The organism is Lelliottia sp. 7254-16 (assembly GCF_002922995.1).
In the GTDB taxonomy this organism is placed as follows: Bacteria; Pseudomonadota; Gammaproteobacteria; order Enterobacterales; family Enterobacteriaceae; genus Enterobacter; species Enterobacter jeotgali.
In genome coordinates, this window is record NZ_PQVS01000005.1 from 210330 (window position 1) to 229641 (window position 19312).

A 19312-nucleotide genomic window follows, 5' to 3' on the forward strand; every position below is an offset into this window, starting at 1 on the left:
CTGCAAGGACTGGATATGCTGATTCTGATTTCACCTGCAAAAACGCTCGATTTCCAGAGCCCGCTCGCCACCGAGCGCTATACCCAGCCCGAACTGCTGGACCATTCACAGCAGCTGATCCGTGAGGCGCGTAAACTTTCAGCCCCGCAGATCGGCAAGCTGATGAGCATCAGCGACAAACTGGCCGATCTCAACGCCACCCGCTTCCACGACTGGCACCCGGACTTCACGCCGAAAAATGCCCGTCAGGCGATCCTCGCGTTTAAAGGCGATGTTTACACCGGATTACAGGCCGAAGAGTTCAGCGAAGCCGATTTCGATTTTGCCCAGCAGCATTTGCGCATGCTTTCAGGTTTATACGGCGTGCTGCGCCCGCTGGATCTGATGCAGCCGTATCGCCTGGAGATGGGTATCCGTCTGGAAAACGCCAAAGGCAAAGATCTTTACCACTTCTGGGGCGATATCATCACCGAGAAGTTGAACGACGCGCTGAAAGCGCAGGGCGATAACATCGTCATCAACCTGGCTTCCGACGAATACTACAAATCCGTGAAGCCGAAAAAGCTCAACGCGGAAATCATCAAGCCGGTATTTTTGGATGAGAAGAACGGCAAGTTTAAAGTGATCAGCTTCTACGCCAAAAAAGCGCGTGGGCTGATGAGCCGCTACATCATTGAGAACCGCCTGACTAAGCCAGAGCAGTTGACCCAATTTAACACTGACGGATATGTCTTTGACGGCGAAGCGTCAGGGAAAGGCGAGCTGGTGTTTAAGCGGCACGAGCAGTAATTTCCCCGGTGGCGCTACGCTTACCGGGGCTACTCGTAGGCCTGATAAGCGCAGCGCCATCAGGCGTTGTTAATGATGCTTCCAGTCCGGTCCACGTCCATGATCGTCATGTTTATCGCCGTGACGATTGTCATGGTGGTCGCGATGATCGTCATGCTGGTGCCAGCGGTTGTCGCGCCACTCGTAATGCGATTTCCACCAGTCATGATCGCGCCAGCGACCGCCATCCCAGTAGTGTCCGCTTCTGTCCTGATCGCCAATCTGTAATTTTACCGCCGGAATCAGGGTGATTTCTCCGGCGTGTACCAGCGTGGGAGCGACCAGCATCAGTGAAAGCACGAGCAGTGCAGGTTTCAATTTAGACATAGGTGACTCCTTTTCATTCTTGCCCAACGTGGGCCGATGGAAGGAGATTACGTGAGGGAAGTCGGGGATGTTATTCTCTGCAATCCTAATCTGTAAGTGACCGCATTTATTGGGAATTTCTACTTATTCCCTGCGTTTTTCCTCCATAATTTCTTCACAAAAAAGCCGGGTGGCGGCTTCGCCTTACCCGGCCTACAGTGTGAATTATGTAGGTCGGGTAAGGCGAAGCCGCCACCCGACACAATAATTAACCGCGCGTCATCATCAACTGACGCAACGCCGCAAAATCTGCCGGCAGGTTGTGGGACAGCAGCGGCAGGTCAGCGCGATCGGCCAACTCTTTTGGCAGTGGCAGCGATTCACCCAGAATCTCATCCACACTCTCTTTGAACTTCGCCGGATGCGCCGTTCCGAGGAACAGCCCGTACTCGCCCGGATTAAGCTGGTCACGCAGCGCACGATAGGCAATCGCGGCATGCGGCTCAGAGGTATACCCCACCGCTTTCAGCTCGCGCATCGTCTCTTTGGTGGTGTCATCACTCACTGCCGCATAGCCCAGATCGCCCAGACGCCAGATCTTACGGCGGAACAGTTCTTCCACGCGCGGCCAGTTGTTCGGCTGGCTAACGTCCATCGCGTTTGACAGCGTCGCCTGGGTCGCGTTTGGCGTCCATTTCCCGTCTTTCAGGAAACGTGGAACCGTGTCGTTGGCGTTAGTCGCAGCGATAAAACGCTTCACCGGCAGGCCGAGAGATTTCGCCAGCAGACCAGCGGTCAAATCACCGAAGTTACCGCTTGGCACTGAGACAACCAGTTGATTACGCGCTTCCTGCGGCAGTTGTGCCACCGCTTCGAAGTAGTAGCAAATCTGTGCCAGCAGACGGCTGATGTTAATCGAGTTTGCAGAGTTCAGCCCCAGCGCTACTTTCAGTTCTTCGTCGTCGAAAGCCTTTTTCACCAGCGCCTGGCAGGCATCAAAGTCGCCGTCGATGGCGACGGTTTCAATATTGCCACCCAGCGTGCAGAACAGTTTTTCCTGCAGCGGGCTGATTTTCCCCTGCGGATAAAGAATGATTACGCGGACGTTTTTCAGCCCGTAAAACGCATGAGCTACCGCCGCGCCGGTATCACCCGACGTGGCAGTCAGAATCGTAACCGGTTTGTCGCCGCTGATGTGGGTCAGCATCTGCGCCATAAAGCGCCCGCCGAAATCTTTAAACGCCAAAGTTGGACCGTGGAACAGCTCCAGACAGCCGATATCCGGCTCAACGGATTTCACCGGTGCCGGGAAGGCAAAGGCGCTACGCACGCGTTCTTCCAGCAGCTCGTGTGGAATTTCATCGCCAATGAAGGCAGACAGGATTTTCGCACTGCGGCTGACAAAATCCTGCTTCAGCATTTCGTCTATTTCAGTGAGGCTAAATTCGGGCAAATCGTGCGGAAAAAACAGCCCCTGATTTTTACCCAGCCCCTGAGTCACGGCCTGCGCGAAGCTCACCTGCTCGTTATGATCTTTAAGATTGTAGAGTTTCATCGTTTATCCCAGTACTCGTGCGCCGGCCGTGTCCAGACGGCAAATATGAACAAAGCCTTCCTGATTTTGCAGGTAGTTTTTCGACAACCAGTCCGCTACGCGCTGCGCGGTATCTGGCTTATCGCATAATGCGAACAGCGTCGGACCGGAGCCCGAAATGCCGCACGCCTGCGCGCCGATATCCATCGACGCCTGACGCGCTTCATTGAAGCCCGGCAGCAGTTTGGTGCGGTAAGGTTCGGCAATCACATCTTTCATCAGCTTCGCGGCAAGCGCTGGCTGACGGGTGTAGCAGGCGTGAATAAAGCCCGCCAGATGGCGACCATGCGCGATACAGTCCTGACGGCGATACTGCGCAGGAAGGATCGCGCGCGCTTCGGCGGTCGAGACTTTAATCCCCGGATACGCCAGCACCCACAGCCACTCATCAAAGCCTGGCACCTGCTGGCTGATAATGCCGTTCTCTTCGATCATCAGCTGCATGCCGCCGAGGAAGCACGGCGCGACGTTATCGTAGTGAATGCTGCCAGAGATGCGCCCTTCCAGCTCGCCCATCAGCGACAACAGGCGGGTATTATTCAGCGGTTTACCACAGTGTTCGTTCATCGCCACCAGCGCGGCGACGACGGAACAGGCGCTGGAGCCGAGGCCCGAGCCAATCGGCATACTTTTTTCGAGGGTCATGGCAACCGGCACGTTTTTGCCGATCTCCTGACAGAAGCGCTCCCAGCACTGATAAACAATATTTTCGCGCGGTTCTGGCGGCAACTTACTGGCAAAGCGGCCAATATTATTGAGGCTGAAACTGTCCGCCGCTTCGACGGTGACGGTATCACCCAGCAAAGAACCGTCGAGAGGCGTAACCGCCGCACCCAGCACATCAAATCCGACGCTCATATTGGCGCTGGAAGCCGGGGCATAAACTTTCACCATGTTAAACTCCTAACTTCCATGACAGGGTACGCAGCAGATCGGCAAACACGCCAGCCGCTGTCACATCATTCCCTGCGCCGTAACCGCGTAACACCAACGGCAATGGCTGATAATAATGGCTGTAAAACGCCAGAGCGTTTTCGCCGTTTTTCACTTTAAAGAGCGGATCGTTCCCGTCCACTTCGGCAATCTTCACGCGGCACACGCCGTCGTCTTCAATGTTGCCAACATAGCGCAATACTTTGCCTTCATCACGGGCTTTCGCCACGCGCGCCGCAAAGTCATCGTCAAGATGCGGCAAGCGTTCCATAAACGTGGCGACATCACCGTTGTCATCAAAACTCGCAGGCAACACTGGCTCGATAACAATATCGGACAGCTCCAGCTCGCGGCCAGTTTCACGGGCGAGGATCAATAGCTTGCGCGCCACGTCCATCCCGGAGAGATCGTCACGTGGGTCCGGCTCGGTATAGCCCAGCTCTCGCGCCGCGCGGGTGGCTTCAGAAAGACTCATCCCTTCATCCAGCTTGCCGAAAATGAACGACAGCGATCCGGAAAGAATGCCGGAGAATTTCTGCAGTTCGTCACCCGCATTGAGCAGGTTTTGCAGGTTCTCAATCACCGGCAGGCCTGCACCGACGTTAGTGTCGTACAGAAACTTGCGACGTGACTTGCTGGCGGCGGTACGCAGCTGATGGTAGTAATCCATCGACGAGGTATTGGCCTTTTTGTTCGGCGTTACCACGTGGAAGCCTTCGCGCAGGAAGTCAGCATACTGGTCTGCTACGGCCTGGTTTGAGGTGCAGTCCACAATCACCGGATTCAGCAGGTGATACTCCTTAGCCAGGCGAATCAATCGGCCAAGATTAAATGGCTCTTTGGCCTGCGCCAGCTCGTCCTGCCAGCTTTCAAGATTAAGGCCATGCACGTTGGTCAGCAGTGCTTTAGAGTTCGCCACGCCGCACACGCGCAAATCGATATGTTTGTTCTTCAGCCAGCCTTGCTGACGCTTCACCTGCTCCAGCAACGCCCCGCCGACACCGCCGACGCCAATCACAAACACTTCGATCACCTGATCGGTGTTGAACAGCATCTGGTGCGTTACGCGCACACCGGTTGTTGCATCGTCATTGCTCACGACAACGGAAATGGAGCGCTCGGAAGAACCCTGAGCAATGGCCACGATATTGATGTTGGCGCGCGCCAGGGCAGCAAAGAATTTGGCAGAGATCCCGCGCAGAGTGCGCATTCCATCACCGACGACCGAGATAACCGCCAGACGCTCCTGGATAGACAGCGGTTCCAGCAGCTCTTCTTTCAGCTCCAGATAGAACTCTTCTTCCAGAGCACGACGCGCACGGGCGCAATCGGCCTGCGGCACGCAGAAGCTGATGCTGTATTCCGAGGAGGACTGAGTGATAAGTACCACGGAAATGCCGTTGCGGGACATGGCAGCAAAGACGCGCGCGGCCATGCCGACCATGCCTTTCATGCCCGGCCCGGAGACGCTGAACATCGCCATGTTGTTCAGATTAGAGATACCTTTTACCGGCAAATCGTCTTCGTCATGACTGGCGCCAATCAGAGTGCCCGGTGCCTGCGGATTACCGGTGTTTTTGATAAGACAGGGGATCTGGAACTGAGCAATCGGAGAGATGGTGCGCGGGTGGAGAACTTTCGCGCCGAAATACGACAGCTCCATCGCTTCCTGATAAGACATCGATTTCAACAGCCTTGCGTCCGGTACCTGGCGCGGATCGCAGGTATACACGCCGTCAACGTCGGTCCAGATTTCGCAACAATCAGCGCGTAAACAGGCAGCCAGCACGGCGGCGGAGTAGTCAGAACCGTTACGGCCCAGCACCACGAGTTCGCCTTTTTCATTCCCGGCGGTAAAGCCCGCCATCAAAATCATATTCTCAGACGGGATTTTACTGGCCGCGATGCGGCGCGTGGATTCAGCGATGTCTACGGTAGATTCGAGGTAATGCCCAACGGCCAATAGCTTTTCGACCGGGTCGATCACCGAGACAGCGTGACCGCGCGCTTCCAGCAGCCCCGCCATGATGGCGATGGACAGTTTTTCACCGCGGCAAATCAGCGCCGCGTTGATGCTGTCAGGGCATTGGCCCAGCAGGCTGATGCCGTGCAGAACGTGTTTGATCTGGGCGAACTCTTGCTCCACAAAGGCCTTGAGCTGAGCGTGCGGGAAACCCGGCTGGATATCGGCCAGTCCCTGAAGCAGTTCTGCAAAAATACGCTCGGCATCGCTGATGTTCACAACGGCATCCTGACCACCGATGGTTTTCTCAATCATCGCTACCAGGTGGTTCGTAATTTTCGCCGGAGCAGAAAGCACGGTAGCCACCTGCCCCTGCCTGGCGTTGCTTTCCAGGATATCGGCAACGCGCAGAAAACGTTCTGCGTTTGCCACTGATGTACCGCCGAACTTCAAGACTCGCATGGTTTACCTCGTGATCTTTGGTCGAAAAAAAAGCCCGCACTGTTCAGGTGCGGGCTTTTTTCTGTTTTTCCTGTTACGCGTCAGCCCGCATCGTTACCTGTGGTAATGATGATGGTTGTTGTAATGGTGGTGGTGCTAACGCGATTCATGGATGTTGTGTGCTCTGTGTTGTTTTCTGTCTGTCCTGTATCCTTTTAGGGTTAAAGTATCCGGCACCTTAAGTCAATGAATTTTTACTTTGATCACAATTTGTAACCCTTTCACGACCCGCTGCTTGCGGTTTTATTTTTAACCGCATACCACCAGTTGCAACCCTTATACACAGACAGTTAATCCATACGAAAAACAAATGTCAGATTTTTATTCTGCCAATTTTTTTTCAATATCATGCAGCAATCGGTGCAACATTGCGGTGTCGCGCTGTTCAAGCAGCCCGAGGCGCTGGTGTAGCCAGTCGACCATTTTCCGATCGTCATCCACGCCCAGCTGTGCCAAAAGCGATTGTGTCCGTTCACGTAACGCGCGCAGCTGGTTTTCATCTACGCTGTCTGCGGAAGGTGTGGGAATTTGTATTAAGGATGCTAATTGATAGCAATAGACCATCACCGCCTGGCCCAAATTGAGCGACGGGTAATCCGCGACCATCGGTACGCCCGTTAGCACGTCTGCCAGCTCCAGCTCTTCATTGGTCAGACCCGAATCTTCACGACCAAACACCAGCGCGGTCTTCGTCGCCCACGTACTTTTTTCTTCGAGAATAGGCACCAGTTCTGTCGGTGTCGCGTAGTAATGGAACTTCGCCCGGCTGCGTGCCGTGGTCGCAACGGTGAACGAAATATCGTGCAGCGCGTCGGCAAGCGTCGCGTAAGTGGTTATGTTGTCGAGAATTTCTCCCGATCCATGCGCCACCCAGCGAGTGGCGGGTTCGAGGTGCGCCTCACTGGCCACGATACGCAAATCGGTGAATCCCATCGTCTTCATCGCGCGCGCAGCGGCGCCAATATTTTCTGCTCTTGCTGGCGATACCAGCACTATCGATAAGTGCATTTATGCTCTCTTTTTAATCAGTTAGCGCGCTAAAGTGTGATGCAGCTCAACATATTACGCAGCGCGAATTTACAAAATTGCAACACAAATCACCGAAATAGCGTTTCACCACAAATTAAAAGCGCTAAACTGTTCCGTGACTGAACTATTGATTCAAATGTTAACAGACAGTCGTTATCCATATGTTTATTAATGATAATACTCGTAATGATTGGTTTTTCGAATTGGATTCGCGTTGTTTATTAATCAATAGCTGCAACTAGTTGGTTTATTGAAAATTTGTGACAAAGGCTAGCAATCCGATACGATGATTTCATCAAACTGTTAACGTGCTACAATTGAACTTGATATATGTCAACGAAGCGTAGTTTTATTGGGTGTCTGGTGTCACTTAGCCTGTTATGTTGCTGTTAAAATGGTTAGGATGACAGCCGTTTTTGACACTGTCGGGTCCTGAGGGAAAGTGCCCACGACCAAGCTAATGATGTTGTTGACGTTGATGGAAAGTGCATCAAGAACGCAATTACGTACTTTAGTCACGTTAGGCCGATCATGTTAATTTGCGACATGCATCAGGCAGGTCAGGGACTTTTGTACTTCCTGTTTCGATTTAGTTGGCAATTTAGGTAGCAAACATGCAGACCCCGCACATTCTTATCGTTGAAGACGAGTTGGTAACACGCAACACGTTAAAGAGCATTTTCGAAGCAGAAGGCTACGATGTCTTTGAAGCGACCGATGGCGCAGAGATGCATCAGATCCTTTCTGAAAATGATATCAATCTGGTCATCATGGACATCAATCTGCCAGGAAAAAACGGCCTTCTTCTGGCACGCGAACTGCGTGAACAGGCGAACGTCGCATTAATGTTCCTGACAGGCCGTGATAACGAAGTGGATAAAATTCTTGGCCTGGAAATCGGCGCTGATGATTACATCACCAAGCCGTTTAATCCTCGCGAGTTAACCATTCGTGCACGCAATCTGCTGTCCCGTACCATGAATCTGGGCACGGTGAGCGAAGAGCGTCGTAGCGTCGACAGCTACAAATTCAACGGCTGGGAACTTGATATCAATAGCCGCTCGCTGGTGAGCCCGAACGGCGAACAGTACAAGCTGCCGCGCAGTGAATTCCGCGCCATGCTGCACTTCTGCGAAAATCCGGGCAAAATTCAGTCCCGTGCAGAGCTGCTGAAGAAAATGACCGGTCGCGAGCTGAAGCCGCACGACCGTACTGTTGACGTGACGATCCGTCGCATTCGTAAACACTTCGAATCTACGCCGGATACGCCAGAAATCATCGCCACTATCCACGGCGAAGGTTATCGTTTCTGCGGCGACCTGCAGGAGTAATCCCGCACGCCACGCAGTAAAAACGGCGCTTTACGCGCCGTTTTTTTATTTCCAAATCCGTAATGAATCGTCGTCCCCTTCCCCTTTCGGCACACTTTGCTTAACCTGTGAAAGCGAGTACCAGTCAAAGTGGCGCGTCAGATACATCACCGCAAACAGCGCTATCGCCAGCACGCCGGACCCCAGCAGCAACGCACTATCCTCAGAGCGCAGTAAACACCACATCACGCCATCCAGCCCCAGCAACGCCACCACAAACACCGCACTGCGCTTCCAGCCCTTAAGCACCGCATGAAGATAAACACCGTTCATCATCGCCCCGACCAGGCTTGCGATAATCCATGCAGCCGTAAAGCCCACGTGCTCAGAGAGCGCCAGCAGTACCAGGTAAAAGAGCACCAGTGACAACCCCACCAGCAGATACTGCATCGGGTGCAGGCGAAGGTGAGTGATAGTTTCGTAGACAAAGAAAGCCATAAACGTCAGAGCAATCAGCAAAATGGCATATTTAATCGCCCGGTCAGTTAGCTGATACTGATCGGCTGGCGTCGCCACGGTGACGCTAAATGCGGGAACGGTACGAAACTCTGGCGGTTCGATAGCGCTAAACTGGCTTTCAAGATTGTTGGCAAACCAGCTGCTCTGCCAGTGCGCTTCAAAGCCTGACGCGCTGATTTCACGTTTAGACGGCAAGTAATCGCCCATAAAACCCGGATGCGGCCAGTTACTGCGCAGGGTTAACTCACTATTTCGCCCCACTGGCACGACGGAGAAACTTCCCGTTCCGTTGAGATTCAACGACATCTCAAGGTCCACACTTTTCGCATTGAGCATCTCCCACGTCAGCGGAATGTGGACCCCCGCCTGTTGCCCAGAAATACCTGAACCCGGTTCGACCGTCAGCGTTTCATCGTTAACGTTAGACACCTTCACTGCGCCAATCCCACGCGCATCGCCCACGCCGACAGCGATAAACGGCTGCCCCAGAGAGATCGTTTCGCCTTTTAGCGCGTCCAGCTTGTCGGTATTAAATTGCGCCTTCAGTTTGAGATCGGTGCTCCAGATTTGCCCGTCGTAGATCCCGATGCTTCGGGACTCTACCCGTTGATTACCGTCAATCACCAGCGATTCAGGCAGCAAAAAGTGCAGGAAACTGCGCTTATGCTCAACCCTCACGTTATCTTCAAACTTGTAATAAATTTCCGTGACCGGAATGGCGATTAGCGGGCCGGTGAGCTGCTGCGGACCACTGGTGCTTTGACGCAGCGTATCCTCAACGTCATCGCGATAGCTAGCGCGCTCAGAAATCAGGTTACTCACCATAAACAGGGGAACTAACAGCAGCAGGATGCACCCCATCAGGGTGCTTACTTTCCAGAACAGTGGGGATTTTTTCATTGCCTTCTCCTTATTTGATGGAGAGAGCGTAACGCGGCTATGTGCGCTGAATTTGAAGCTATGTGAAGGGACGGTGAAGTCTCAGAATCGCTTCAACACCGCCCTCTTCGCGGTTTTGAAGCTGGATTTCACCATGATGCAAACGCGCTACCTCCTGCACAAACGCTAGCCCGAGGCCGCTGCTTTTCAGGCCCGTCTCGCGGGGAAGTGAATAAAAGCGCTCAAAGATGCGTGATTGCGCGTAATCAGGAATCCCGCTGCCGTTGTCCGTCACCTTTAACAAGGTCTGTTTCTGCGTCTCTTCAGCGCTGAGAACAATGCTGCCGCGTGTGGGGGTGAAATCGATGGCGTTATCGAGCAAATTGCCGAGCGCCTGCTCCAGCAGATCCGCATCGCCATTAACCGTTAACGCTGCGCCGTTGCCTGTCAGCGTGATGTTCTTCACCGCCAGCTGCATAGAACGGGCATCACTGATGCGCGTGAACAGCGCATCAATACTCACGGGAGTCGGTATAATCTCCACGCGGTTTTCCAGCTTAGCCTGCTCAAGCAGTTTTTCGACCAGTGACTGCATCCGCGCATTCTGCACCAGAATATTATCAACAAACCGCGCAGCCACCTGCGGCGGCGGCTGTTCGGCTAAGATCTCCGCCGCACCGCGAATCGCCGCCAGCGGGCTTTTCAGCTCATGCGTCAGGGCGTGAACGTAGTGCTCAATGTAATTTTTGCCTTCAAGGCGAATACGCATGTTTTCCAGCGCCTGTGCCAGTTTGCGCAATTCGCTGCTGCCGGGATCGGGCAACGGCAGCGGCGTATCCTGGGTCACCGAATCGGCATAGCGTGATAAAGAGCTGATTGAGCGGTTAATCCACCAGGCCACAACCAGCCCGATCAACAGGGCAATACCCAGCAACGCTCCCCCCGCCCAGAGAATGCGTCGTTCGCTACGGTGGATGACCGGGGCCATCGCGCTATTCGGTTTTCCTACCGACAGGACGCCAATTATTTTTCCCTGATCAACAATCGGGGCCGCCACGTACATCACGGTACTTTCTGGATCGCTGGGATCGTCCTGGGTGCTGCGCGCGCCGTACTGCCCGCGAAGAGTCAGCCAGACATCGTTCCAGCGCGAGTAATCTTCGCCCAGACCTTTCCCGGTCGAATCAAAAACAACGCGGCCCTGCGCGTCAGTCATGTAAACATGATATTCGTTGCGAACCTTGTGAATACCTCCAATGTTGGCACGGAACGGGCGCTGATGCAGTTGCGAAAAAGCCTGCGCCAGCCGACCGTTTTGCGCAGCACCGGTGAGGAGATCGTCGCGTCCCACTTCCGCCAACAAGGTGGCTGTATCGATAAGCGTCCCTTCGGTGGCCCGGCGCACGCCGGGTTTGACCTCCTGCACAAAGATCGACAGCACGAACCACGCAGCGATGGCCACAATCAGAAAATAACCCAGCAGCAGACGCATTCCGATGCGCATTACACCAGCCCCAGGCTGTAGCCCAAACCGCGATGGGTGCTGATCGGCGAAAGATCCGCATTTACCGCGCGCAGTTTGGCGCGCAGGGTTTTGATATGGGTATCGACGGTTCGGTCAAAGCTGTCGCCGTCCTCGCCCCAGACTTTGTCCATCAACTGCTGGCGCGAGAAAACGCGGCCCGGTGCGTGCAACAGGGTTTTGAGCAACAAAAATTCGTAGCGCGTCAGAATGAGCGGCTCGCCGCACCAGTTGATCTGCGCCGCTGGCTCATTGAGTTCAAAATGTCCAATGCGCACGATTGCTGAAGGCAGCGTGGATTTCTGCATCCGCCGCAAAATGGTCCGTACGCGGGCGCAGACTTCGCGGGGTGAAAACGGCTTAGCAACATAATCATCCGCTCCCATTTCCAGGCCCAACAGCTTATCCACTTCATCGCTGCGGGCCGTGAGAAACAGTACCGGCAGCGAGGGATGTTGCGTCAGCAGTTGGCGGCACAACTCAAACCCGCTGATATCAGGCAAACCGACATCAAGGATCGCCAGCGCCGGGGTCTGACGACGCGCCTCTTCGAGCGCAGGCAGCCCGCGCTCGAAGGCTTTCACCGCAAACCCTTCCTGCGACAGCATATAGATCAGCGTCTCAGCGATACTGATTTCGTCTTCCACCAGCCAAATCAACGGTTGCTGCATTGTCTGTCCCTGAATTAGCGCCACGGCATAATCGGCACTGCGCTGAGTGCGTTTTTCGGCGATCCTTCGACCACTTTATCGGAGTAGGCGAGGTACGCTAAGGTGTTGCGTTTCGCATCATAAAAACGCACGACCTGCAGTTTTTTGAACACCAGCGATGTCCGTTTCTGGAACACCACATCGCCCTGCGCCTTGCCGTTTTTGATTTTGTCGCTCAATTCAACCGGCCCGACCTGCTGGCAGGAAATCGCCGCATCGGCCGTATCTTCTGCCAGCCCCAATCCACCTTTAATCCCACCCGTTTTCGCGCGGCTGATATAGCAGGTCACGTTTTTCACATCCGGATCGTCAAAGGCTTCGACCACAATTTTATGGTCCGGGCCAAACATCTTAAACACGGTATCGACGGAGCCAACTTGTTCAGCAAACGCCGTCCGGCCAACCAACAGCATCAGAGCAGTGAAGATCAATGTCTTGTATTTCATATTGTTACCATTCTTTAAAATTACGTTGGGCAATTATTCAACAAACAGAATAAAAATGTAGCAAGATCACAGGATTAGCAATTTGATGCCCATAATGTGCGGCAAAAAGCATTTATGCGCAAAAAAAACACTGAATGCTAAAACATCAAAAAATGCTATTATCCGCTACCCTGTTATCAGGCACCTGCTGTTTTAAGGATGAGGATAGTATATGGATCAGGCTGGAATTATTCGCGATCTGCTTACCTGGCTGGAAGGTCATCTTGACCAGCCTTTGTCACTGGATAATGTGGCGGCAAAAGCAGGCTATTCCAAGTGGCATTTGCAAAGGATGTTCAAGGATGTCACCGGTCATGCCATCGGTGCCTATATTCGCGCTCGTCGCCTGTCAAAATCGGCTGTGGCACTGCGCCTGACCGCGCGCCCGATTCTGGATATTGCCCTGCAATACCGTTTTGATTCTCAGCAGACGTTCACCCGCGCCTTCAAAAAACAGTTCTCGCTGACACCTGCGCTCTATCGCCGTTCTCCCGACTGGAGCTCATTCGGTATGCGTCCACCGCTGCGTCTGGGCGAATTCGCGATGCCAAAATACGAATTCCTCGACCTGCCAGAAACGCACCTGATCGGCACCACGCAAAGCTATACGTGTTCACTGGAACAGATTTCTGAATTCCGCCATCAGATGCGAACCCAGTTCTGGCGCGATTTCCTCAGCCACGCCCCGGCGCTTCCGCCGCTGCTATATGGTTTGAACGAGACGCACCCAAGCCAGGAAAAAGACGACGAGCAGGAAGTGTTTTATACCACCGCGCTCACGCCAGAGATGGCCAACGGCTATATTCAGGGCTCGAAACCGGTGGTGCTGGAAGGCGGCGAATACGTCATGTTCAACTATGAAGGGCTGGGCACTGGCGTGCAGGAATTCATCCTGACCGTTTACGGAACCTGTATGCCGATGCTGAATCTGAACCGCCGCAAAGGTCAGGACATTGAGCGCTACTATCCGGCCAGCGATGCAAAACCGGAAGTAGGCCCAATTAATCTGCGGATGGAATACTTGATTCCTGTGCGCCGCTAGCGCTGCAGCTCATCCAGCGCAGGGGCATCCAGATGCGATATGTCCCCTGCCATTTCCACCACCCAACCGGACGCCAGCCACGGGCTTTCCTGATAATCGATGCGGGAAATAGAGCAGTTGCGCAGACGCAAACGGCGTTCCGCATAGGCCGGTAATCCGAGAATAGTGCTCACCAGACAACCCAGCGCAATACCGTGGCTAACAAGCAGCGGGCGGCTGCCGGCCGGCAATTTGAGGCAATTCGCCAGCGCCGCCTGAACGCGCACGCTCAGTTCCTGCATGGATTCGCCTTCAGGAATACGGCCATCTTCCGTACCGTTGACCAGCGTGCGGCGCCAGCCCTCTTCCTGTTCTGTCAGTGTATCCACATGACGTTTTTCCAGCACGCCCATATCCAGTTCGCGCAGGCGAGGATCGAGGATAATGTCGCACCCGCAGGCCTCGGCGATAATGCGCGCCGTTTGCTGCGTGCGACCCAGGTCGCTGGAGATAATGTGCGTGATGCCTAACGTTCTGGCACGTTCCGCTACCTGCCACGCTTGTTGCTCACCCTTCGCGGTGAGAGGGCTGTCGGACTGGCCTTGAATACGTCGCTCGGCGTTCCACTGCGTTTCACCGTGGCGAACAAGGTAAACCTGTAACATGTTTTTTTCCGTTATAATGCGATGAGTTTTTTTTGAATCGAGCTTAATTATGCACCAGGTTGTCTCTGCTACCACTAATCCTGCCAAAATTCAGGCAATTCTAAGGGCATTTGAAGAGATCTTCGGCGAAGGATCCTGCCATATTGACGCCGTCGGCGTCGAGAGCGGTGTTCCTGAACAGCCGTTTGGGAGCGAGGAAACGCGCGCTGGCGCACGAAATCGCGTCGTGAATGCGAAGGCCGCACGCCCTGAGGCAGATTTTTGGGTGGCTATTGAAGCAGGGATTGACGAGGGTGCCACCTTTAGCTGGGTGGTTATCGAAAGCCGCGAACAGCGTGGGGAATCGCGCTCAGCGACGCTGCCTTTACCGGCCATCATTCTGGATAAAGTGCGTGCTGGAGAAGCGCTCGGGCCGGTGATGTCTCAGTACACCGGCATTGATGAAATTGGCCGCAAAGAAGGGGCTATTGGCGTATTTACCGCCGGAGCTTTGACGCGTTCGAGCGTATATCATCAGGCGGTAGTGTTGGCATTAAGCCCGTTTCATAACGCGGTGTACGACTGATTCCGCCGTTGTAGGCCTGATAAGCGCAGCACCATCAGGCAACCGGCCACGCCATTGCCGGGTGGCGGCTTCGCCTTACCCGGCCTACAAAATCCAATCCAAGAACCGTAGGCCTGATAAGCGCAGCGCCATCAGGCATTTTTCAGCAGCACGTCCTCAAGCCAGTGGCGCAATTCCACCGGGGCCGATTTCAGACTGTTCGAACCACGGGTAATCGTCGCAATGCCTGCGCCCAGCTCACTTTTCAGCTCACGCTGGCTCATCTCACCACGCAGCAACTCTTCGATGATACGCACACGCGTGCCCAACGCTTCACGCTCGTCGGGTGTCAGCATCAATTGCATCAGCGGTAAGTGCAGATCTTGCTCGTAGGACTGGCGAAGCAGCTCCACAAAACGAAGCCACTCCAGATTGCGCTGTTCGGCCATTGCCGATGAATAAGGGGAATGCTGGGTCATGTTATGCCGCCGTTTGTACTCTTAGACGAGTACAAGCATAACATACACTTCATCATTCCATCTGCATCTTTGTTGGCTGCGCCTGCTCACCCCGGTCACTTACTAATGTAAGCTCCCGGGGATTCACAGGCTTGCCGCCGCGATGCAACTTGAATGATTTTGTGTACGTAATTAATACTTTCTCTGCCACTCAGCGTCGCTCATCAGGGTATCTTTCTGCCCCATGAAGTAGCGATAGTAAGCGTCATACGCCAGCACATTCTTCACATAACCGCGTGTTTCAGAGAACGGAATGCTCTCGACAAACGCCACAGCGTCGATGCGCCCGGCGCTGTTGCCAAGCCAGGTACGCACGCGTCCAGGCCCTGCGTTGTAGGCCGCAGACGAGAAGATGCGGTTATTGCCGAACTGGGAATAGACATACTGCAAATAGCTGGTGCCGATATTGATGTTGGTATCCGGGTCCAACAGCTGTGACGGGCTGCTGTAGCCTGGAATATTAAACATCTTCACCGTATGCGTGGCGGTGCCCGGCATGATTTGCATCAGGCCGCTGGCCCCCACCGGTGAGCGCACTTTAGGGTTCCATGCACTTTCCTGACGAGCAATTGCCATCGCATAGCTCTGCGGAATGTCTTTTCCGCTGGTGTAGCGATCGAACAGATCTTTATAGGCCAGCGGGAAACGCTCTTCCAGATGATCCCACAATTTACCGGCGATCGTTGCTTGAACGCTCAGATCCCACCAGCGATTATCAAAGGCATAACGCGCCAGCTGCGCTTTTTCATCGGTAGTGCGGCTGGTCACCAGATTGGCCCACTCGCTGCGCGCCGTGTTGTCCATTCCCCAGTACATCAGCTCGCGTACGCGCGCCATTTCTGCCCCCTGAACCAGAGCTGAGTTGAGGTTGGTCGGAGCTTTGTCGATTTTGAGCGTGTACTCCTCGCCCAGACGCTGCGCCGCCGCCATCGGGTAGAAGCCACGCTGCTGCATCAGAGAATGGAGGATCTCTTTCGCTTCGTCATCACGCCCGCGCTCCATCAGCAAATCGGCCTGCCAGTAGCGCCATTCATCTTTTTCTTTGGCATCCATCGGCAAGCGGGAAAGCCAGGTATTGAGACCACGGCGATCGCCAGCGCCCAGCGCCATGCGCACCCGACGTTCGACAAGCGAGGTCGAATTTGAGCGCATGATCGCGTCGTCACGCCAGCGCGCCTGTTCGTCGGTCACATCGGTGCCCATCAAACGCCATGCGACGATATCGCGCAAATCCTGAGTTTGATCATCGTTAAGCTGCTGCGCCTGAACCAGTTGCGGAATCATCAGCCGCGCATTTTCAACGTCGTCACGCGCCACGCTGGTAAAGGCCACCGCCGCCATCTGACGAGTGAAATCGGTCGCGCCCGTTGAGCGAGCAAAAGTCAGAACAGAATTCGGATCGTTGGCAAGCTGAATAACCGCCGTGGAAATGGTCTGATAATCGGAAGGCATTTGCCCTGCGAGCGTAGTCACGAGGCGCGTATTACCCGCTTTCATCGCCAGGCGAATACGTTCGAGGTACGCCAGCGGGTCTTGCTGGCCCGATGCACGCCAGGCCCCGAACAGGGAATCACAGGCGTTAGGCTGATTTTTGCCGGTGAGCCACAGCTCTTTCGCACCGTCCCAGGCCTCCTGCTGCTGGCCTGTCGCCCATTTGGCGTAATAGAAATTACACTGCGCTTCGGTGGTACCTGGTTTTTGCGGACTGAACGCCAGCAGGCCGCGCCAGTCTTCACGTCGCGCCAGTTCGTTCACAAAGCGTGACTGTAGAGTTCGAGCAGGCGGCAACGTCGGGTTGGCCTGGATAAAATTGGCGACGGTGAGCGTCGGCTGGTTCATGAGATCGTCGGTAATCTGACGGTATTCCAGATAAGGGTACAGCGGATATTCTTTCAGCGTCGGCATCAGTGCCTGCACGGTATCCATCTGCTTGCTGTCCCACGCCTGCTTGATCTGCGCATAGCGGTTACGCTGTTCATCCAGTGAATCGGCATGCGCTGCGTGGCTTATCGTCATCACGCATACGCTGGCAGCCAGCAGACGCCAGACCACCTGTTTGGCTTTTTCCACAAGCTCTTCCTCAATGTGTTAAATACAGTTGCAGCGTCGTGCCACGTAAAAATGTAATGGATCTATGCTAACCAGGCATAAGGCAACGCGCCACGTCATGGACACTTTTTTACCTTTCTTGCGTGCTTTAACACTCCCGACGTTCGTGTCTGGGATTAGGCACTGAAAAAGGCTACACTTCGCAGCTGAATTCTATTTTCTTCACGATAAAAGAGGCGAAGTCCACGTGGCTCAATTCGTTTATACCATGCATCGTGTCGGCAAAGTCGTTCCGCCGAAACGCCATATTCTGAAAAATATCTCGCTGAGCTTCTTCCCGGGCGCAAAAATCGGTGTCCTGGGTCTCAACGGTGCCGGTAAGTCCACCCTGCTGCGCATCATGGCGGGCATCGATACAGACATCGAAGGTGAAGCTCGTCCACAGCCGGGCCTTAAAATCGGCTATCTGCCGCAGGAACCGAAGCTAAACCCGGAACACACCGTTCGCGAATCCGTCGAAGAAGCCGTTGCCGAAGTCGTTAACGCGCTGAAAGGTCTGGATGAGGTGTACGCGAAGTACGCTGAACCGGATGCTGACTTCGACAAACTGGCGGCGCAACAGGGTAAATTCGAAGAAATTATCCAGGCGCACGACGGTCACAACCTGAACGTCCAGCTGGAGCGTGCGGCCGATGCCCTGCGCCTGCCAGACTGGGACGCGAAAATTGAAAAACTGTCCGGTGGTGAACGCCGCCGCGTCGCGCTGTGCCGTCTGTTGCTGGAAAAGCCAGACATGCTGCTGCTCGACGAACCGACGAACCACCTGGATGCCGAATCCGTCGCCTGGCTGGAACGCTTCCTGCACGACTTCGAAGGGACCGTTGTGGCGATTACCCACGACCGTTACTTCCTCGATAATGTGGCGGGCTGGATCCTGGAGCTGGACCGTGGTGAAGGTATTCCGTGGGAAGGCAACTACTCCTCCTGGCTGGAGCAGAAAGATCAGCGTCTGGCGCAGGAAGCCTCTCAGGAAGCCGCTCGTCGTAAATCGATTGAGAAAGAGCTTGAGTGGGTTCGTCAGGGCGCGAAAGGCCGTCAGTCTAAGGGCAAAGCCCGTCTGGCACGCTTTGAAGAGCTGAACAATTCCGAATACCAGAAACGTAACGAAACCAACGAACTGTTTATTCCACCTGGAGCACGTCTGGGCGATAAAGTCGTTGAAGTGAGCAATCTGCGTAAGTCCTACGGCGACCGTGTGCTGATCGACGACCTGAACTTCTCCGTGCCGAAAGGGGCGATTGTCGGGATCATCGGTCCTAACGGCGCGGGTAAATCGACGCTGTTCCGCATGATGTCCGGTCAGGAACAACCTGACAGCGGCACCATTACGCTGGGCGATACCGTGAAACTGGCCTCCGTTGACCAGTTCCGTGACGCGATGGATAACAGCAAAACCGTGTGGGAAGAAGTCTCCGGCGGGCAGGATATTATGCGTATCGGCAACACCGAGATGCCAAGCCGTGCCTACGTTGGCCGCTTCAACTTCAAAGGTGTTGATCAGGGTAAACGCGTCGGCGAGCTGTCCGGTGGTGAGCGCGGTCGTTTGCATCTGGCGAAACTGCTGCAGGTTGGCGGTAACGTGCTGCTGCTCGATGAACCAACCAACGACCTGGACATCGAAACCCTGCGCGCGCTGGAAAACGCCATGCTGGAGTTCCCAGGCTGTGCAATGGTTATCTCGCACGACCGTTGGTTCCTTGACCGTATCGCGACCCACATTCTGGATTACCAGGACGAGGGTAAAGTGGAGTTCTTCGAAGGTAACTTCACCGAATACGAAGAGTACAAGAAACGTACCCTCGGCGCGGATGCGCTGGAGCCAAAACGTATCAAGTACAAGCGTATTTCGAAATAAAAGCAAAACGGCAACTTCGGT

19 protein-coding genes and 1 other annotated feature are annotated in these 19312 nt (G+C 54.4%); of the genes, 5 read left to right on the plus strand and 14 right to left on the minus strand.

What is annotated here, in order from left to right:
• Nucleotides 1-15: 15 nt before the first annotated feature.
• A complete protein-coding gene (yaaA, locus tag C3708_RS09800; RefSeq protein ID WP_103949165.1) occupies nt 16-789 on the plus strand; it encodes a peroxide stress protein YaaA in 774 nt (257 codons plus the stop codon).
• Between the two features lie 69 nt (nt 790-858).
• Here yaaA and C3708_RS09805 read toward each other — a convergent pair whose 3' ends face one another.
• The 7 genes from C3708_RS09805 to yjjY form a co-directional block, all read right to left on the minus strand.
• Nucleotides 859-1155, minus strand: a complete 297-nt coding sequence (locus tag C3708_RS09805; protein ID WP_103949166.1) for a DUF2502 domain-containing protein — start codon at nt 1153-1155, stop codon at nt 859-861.
• 247 nt (nt 1156-1402) lie between these two features.
• Nucleotides 1403-2689, minus strand: coding sequence for a threonine synthase (gene thrC, locus C3708_RS09810; protein ID WP_095280695.1), 1287 nt, complete (start codon nt 2687-2689; stop codon nt 1403-1405).
• Nucleotides 2690-2692: 3 nt separating this feature from the next.
• Nucleotides 2693-3622, minus strand: coding sequence for a homoserine kinase (thrB, locus tag C3708_RS09815; protein WP_095280694.1), 930 nt, complete (start codon nt 3620-3622; stop codon nt 2693-2695).
• Nucleotide 3623: 1 nt separating this feature from the next.
• Complete coding sequence (gene thrA / locus C3708_RS09820; RefSeq protein ID WP_103947133.1) at nt 3624-6086, minus strand: bifunctional aspartate kinase/homoserine dehydrogenase I; 2463 nt, start codon at nt 6084-6086, stop codon at nt 3624-3626.
• Between the two features lie 23 nt (nt 6087-6109).
• Nucleotides 6110-6228 (minus strand) — a sequence feature (Thr leader region).
• Nucleotides 6167-6235, minus strand: coding sequence for a thr operon leader peptide (thrL, locus tag C3708_RS23580; protein WP_107704209.1), 69 nt, complete (start codon nt 6233-6235; stop codon nt 6167-6169). It overlaps the preceding feature by 62 nt.
• 211 nt (nt 6236-6446) lie before the next feature.
• Nucleotides 6447-7133: a tRNA/rRNA methyltransferase gene (locus tag C3708_RS09830; protein WP_095280692.1), complete on the minus strand. Its 687-nt coding sequence runs from the start codon at nt 7131-7133 to the stop codon at nt 6447-6449.
• Between the two features lie 399 nt (nt 7134-7532).
• Nucleotides 7533-7673, minus strand: a complete 141-nt coding sequence (gene yjjY, locus C3708_RS09835) for a protein YjjY (RefSeq protein ID WP_001303782.1) — start codon at nt 7671-7673, stop codon at nt 7533-7535.
• A gap of 95 nt (nt 7674-7768) precedes the next feature.
• On the opposite strand from yjjY, the gene arcA reads away from it, so the two are divergent.
• Nucleotides 7769-8485 (plus strand): two-component system response regulator ArcA, encoded by a 717-nt coding sequence (arcA, locus tag C3708_RS09840; RefSeq protein ID WP_006174002.1) that lies wholly within the window; start codon nt 7769-7771, stop codon nt 8483-8485.
• Nucleotides 8486-8530: 45 nt separating this feature from the next.
• On the opposite strand, the gene creD is transcribed toward arcA, so the two are convergent.
• The 4 genes from creD to creA are packed head-to-tail and all read right to left on the minus strand — an operon-like array spanning nt 8531 to nt 12540.
• A complete protein-coding gene (gene creD, locus C3708_RS09845; RefSeq protein ID WP_103947134.1) occupies nt 8531-9883 on the minus strand; it encodes a cell envelope integrity protein CreD in 1353 nt (450 codons plus the stop codon).
• Nucleotides 9884-9941: 58 nt separating this feature from the next.
• The gene (gene creC / locus C3708_RS09850; protein WP_103949167.1) at nt 9942-11366 is read right to left on the minus strand and encodes a two-component system sensor histidine kinase CreC; all 1425 of its coding nucleotides are present in this window, start codon (nt 11364-11366) and stop codon (nt 9942-9944) included.
• Nucleotides 11366-12055 (minus strand): two-component system response regulator CreB, encoded by a 690-nt coding sequence (creB, locus tag C3708_RS09855; RefSeq protein ID WP_103947136.1) that lies wholly within the window; start codon nt 12053-12055, stop codon nt 11366-11368. Before creB ends, creC begins: the two co-directional genes overlap by 1 nt.
• A 14-nt stretch (nt 12056-12069) precedes the next feature.
• On the minus strand, nt 12070-12540 hold the full coding sequence (gene creA, locus C3708_RS09860; RefSeq protein ID WP_095280688.1) for a protein CreA: 471 nt from the start codon (nt 12538-12540) through the stop codon (nt 12070-12072).
• A gap of 211 nt (nt 12541-12751) precedes the next feature.
• On the opposite strand from creA, the gene robA reads away from it, so the two are divergent.
• Entirely contained in the window at nt 12752-13621 is an 870-nt protein-coding gene (gene robA, locus C3708_RS09865) for an MDR efflux pump AcrAB transcriptional activator RobA (protein ID WP_095280687.1), read from the plus strand.
• Here robA and gpmB read toward each other — a convergent pair.
• A complete protein-coding gene (gene gpmB, locus C3708_RS09870; protein WP_103949168.1) occupies nt 13618-14265 on the minus strand; it encodes a 2,3-diphosphoglycerate-dependent phosphoglycerate mutase GpmB in 648 nt (215 codons plus the stop codon). The two genes, robA and gpmB, sit on opposite strands and share 4 nt — an antisense overlap.
• A gap of 49 nt (nt 14266-14314) precedes the next feature.
• Between gpmB and yjjX the strand changes: the two genes are divergently transcribed.
• Entirely contained in the window at nt 14315-14830 is a 516-nt protein-coding gene (yjjX, locus tag C3708_RS09875) for an inosine/xanthosine triphosphatase (protein WP_103949169.1), read from the plus strand.
• Between the two features lie 131 nt (nt 14831-14961).
• On the opposite strand, the gene trpR is transcribed toward yjjX, so the two are convergent.
• A complete protein-coding gene (gene trpR / locus C3708_RS09880; protein ID WP_103947139.1) occupies nt 14962-15288 on the minus strand; it encodes a trp operon repressor in 327 nt (108 codons plus the stop codon).
• 171 nt (nt 15289-15459) lie between these two features.
• Nucleotides 15460-17397 (minus strand): murein transglycosylase, encoded by a 1938-nt coding sequence (gene sltY / locus C3708_RS09890; RefSeq protein ID WP_095280682.1) that lies wholly within the window; start codon nt 17395-17397, stop codon nt 15460-15462.
• A gap of 226 nt (nt 17398-17623) precedes the next feature.
• Here sltY and ettA point away from each other — a divergent pair, with 226 nt between their 5' ends.
• Nucleotides 17624-19291, plus strand: a complete 1668-nt coding sequence (gene ettA, locus C3708_RS09900) for an energy-dependent translational throttle protein EttA (protein WP_103949170.1) — start codon at nt 17624-17626, stop codon at nt 19289-19291.
• Nucleotides 19292-19312 lie beyond the last annotated feature (21 nt).

Excerpts from the sequence above, each read along its gene's own strand:
- yaaA (WP_103949165.1), top strand. The coding sequence starts at position 16 with ATGCTGATTCTGATTTCACCTGCAAAAACGCTCGATTTCCAGAGCCCG.
- C3708_RS09805 (WP_103949166.1), bottom strand. The coding sequence starts at position 1,155 with ATGTCTAAATTGAAACCTGCACTGCTCGTGCTTTCACTGATGCTGGTC.
- thrC (WP_095280695.1), bottom strand. The coding sequence starts at position 2,689 with ATGAAACTCTACAATCTTAAAGATCATAACGAGCAGGTGAGCTTCGCG.
- thrB (WP_095280694.1), bottom strand. The coding sequence starts at position 3,622 with ATGGTGAAAGTTTATGCCCCGGCTTCCAGCGCCAATATGAGCGTCGGA.
- thrA (WP_103947133.1), bottom strand. The coding sequence starts at position 6,086 with ATGCGAGTCTTGAAGTTCGGCGGTACATCAGTGGCAAACGCAGAACGT.
- C3708_RS09830 (WP_095280692.1), bottom strand. The coding sequence starts at position 7,133 with ATGCACTTATCGATAGTGCTGGTATCGCCAGCAAGAGCAGAAAATATT.
- arcA (WP_006174002.1), top strand. The coding sequence starts at position 7,769 with ATGCAGACCCCGCACATTCTTATCGTTGAAGACGAGTTGGTAACACGC.
- creD (WP_103947134.1), bottom strand. The coding sequence starts at position 9,883 with ATGAAAAAATCCCCACTGTTCTGGAAAGTAAGCACCCTGATGGGGTGC.
- creC (WP_103949167.1), bottom strand. The coding sequence starts at position 11,366 with ATGCGCATCGGAATGCGTCTGCTGCTGGGTTATTTTCTGATTGTGGCC.
- creB (WP_103947136.1), bottom strand. The coding sequence starts at position 12,055 with ATGCAGCAACCGTTGATTTGGCTGGTGGAAGACGAAATCAGTATCGCT.
- creA (WP_095280688.1), bottom strand. The coding sequence starts at position 12,540 with ATGAAATACAAGACATTGATCTTCACTGCTCTGATGCTGTTGGTTGGC.
- robA (WP_095280687.1), top strand. The coding sequence starts at position 12,752 with ATGGATCAGGCTGGAATTATTCGCGATCTGCTTACCTGGCTGGAAGGT.
- gpmB (WP_103949168.1), bottom strand. The coding sequence starts at position 14,265 with ATGTTACAGGTTTACCTTGTTCGCCACGGTGAAACGCAGTGGAACGCC.
- yjjX (WP_103949169.1), top strand. The coding sequence starts at position 14,315 with ATGCACCAGGTTGTCTCTGCTACCACTAATCCTGCCAAAATTCAGGCA.
- trpR (WP_103947139.1), bottom strand. The coding sequence starts at position 15,288 with ATGACCCAGCATTCCCCTTATTCATCGGCAATGGCCGAACAGCGCAAT.